At 36.0% G+C, this 1,493-nt stretch carries 3 protein-coding genes; 1 reads left to right on the top strand and 2 read right to left on the bottom strand.

Annotated features, from left to right (window positions below):
* Positions 1-143 precede the first annotated feature (143 nt).
* Positions 144-290, top strand: a complete 147-nt coding sequence (locus tag ABEV15_RS05975; protein WP_429637780.1) for a DUF6944 family repetitive protein — start codon at positions 144-146, stop codon at positions 288-290.
* Positions 291-305: 15 nt separating this feature from the next.
* On the opposite strand, the gene ABEV15_RS05980 is transcribed toward ABEV15_RS05975, so the two are convergent.
* A complete protein-coding gene (locus tag ABEV15_RS05980) occupies positions 306-815 on the bottom strand; it encodes a GNAT family N-acetyltransferase (RefSeq protein ID WP_498852656.1) in 510 nt (169 codons plus the stop codon).
* A gap of 273 nt (positions 816-1,088) precedes the next feature.
* On the bottom strand, positions 1,089-1,388 hold the full coding sequence (locus ABEV15_RS05985; RefSeq protein ID WP_050368178.1) for a hypothetical protein: 300 nt from the start codon (positions 1,386-1,388) through the stop codon (positions 1,089-1,091).
* Positions 1,389-1,493: the final 105 nt, after the last annotated feature.

A 1,493-nucleotide genomic window follows, 5' to 3' on the forward strand; every position in this document is an offset into this window, starting at 1 on the left:
TCCTGCGCGAAATAGGATGAATCAACCGAAAGCACTGATCGGTTCATTTACTCAAGCGATAGGTACTGTTACTTCGGCCATTGCGAGCATTCCTTCTCTAAGCGGCAAAAAAACAGTTTGCTCTTGATTTATGTGGAAACGTATTGCAAGCAACGGGAAATGCGCTAGAAGCAGATGCTGAAACGCCCGATACGTTAGGTGTATATGGAAATGAAATTCAAGCTATCGGTTCTATTCTTTGTTTTTTAAGTCAATTAGAGGACAGGGCTACTTTCATAACAAAGGAGTAGCCCCTGTTTCTCATACTAAAAATGAGGAATCTTCTTTCCGACAATAACTAAATCTCTTTTTATCCCATCCAATTGAGCGACTTCCGGCAAATATCCCCACTTCTCAAAACCTACACTCAAAAATAGTTTCATGCTTGGCTCGTTGTGCGCAAAGATGAATCCGAGCAAAGTATCAATGCTAAACTTCAGACACTCCTCGATCACTTTAGCTAAAATCCTTTTCCCTAACCCTTTTCCTCTAAAATTTTCATGAAGATAAATACTTATTTCAGCAGTCGCATGATAGGCTGGTCTCCCGTAAAAAGATTGAAGGCTTACCCAACCACAAACTTCATCTCCATATTCCACCATCCATAAAGGTCTTTGATTAGGGTTGTGTTCCTTAAACCATTCCAATCTATCGTCTATCGATACGGGCTCTGTATCAGCAGTTACTAATCGACTTGGAATTGTCGAGTTGTAAATGCTAACGATTGTCGGTAAATCATCTATACCCGCTATTCTAAATGTAACGTCTTCTAACATAATCATACTCCTTCGCAAAATTTCGTTTAATTGTATATGTCTATATTAACATTCAAACCTCATTTTCAGATGTCTAAAAATAAAAAATACCCTTACATTTTTGTAAGGGTGAATATATAAAAAATGTAGGAGAAGCGGACACATCCACTTCTCCCTAGCGAAATGGCGAACAGTGCCAGGCACTGTTCGCCAGGTAATTGCCTTACAACCATTTTGTCAACAGTCTGAAGCCTACTCATGGGGAGTAGGCCTAACATTATTTCAATTTTAACATTATACATTTTTTAATAATTTACTGGCTATTTCAATAAACTCTTTACCATCTTCGTATGGAAAATATCGCATACTATTTTCATGCACTAGTTCCTCTATTTTTTTCCATGTCTCAATATCTTTATTATTATATATTTGTTCTAACTTTTGAATTTCCTGTTTCAGCGCCTTTGGTACCCATTTAGGTTCTTCATTAAGAAACTCTAAAAATTTATCTTCTAATCTTGCGTCGAAAAAAGTCTGATTATAATATGAATCAAAAAAATACTGGAGGGTTTCAAACTCTTTTCTTATATCCATCCCTTACACCTCTTATTTACTTATTTATATTTAGGGTAACTAGTTACAATAATAAATCCATATTGAGATTTAGAATCCTTTTTCTGTCAAGGCCGATTATTTTTT

It is taken from the genome of Bhargavaea massiliensis (assembly GCF_050480245.1).
Taxonomy (GTDB): Bacteria; Bacillota; Bacilli; order Bacillales; family Anoxybacillaceae; genus Anoxybacillus.

Excerpts from the sequence above, each read along its gene's own strand:
- ABEV15_RS05980 (WP_498852656.1), bottom strand. The coding sequence starts at position 815 with ATGTTAGAAGACGTTACATTTAGAATAGCGGGTATAGATGATTTACCG.
- ABEV15_RS05985 (WP_050368178.1), bottom strand. The coding sequence starts at position 1,388 with ATGGATATAAGAAAAGAGTTTGAAACCCTCCAGTATTTTTTTGATTCA.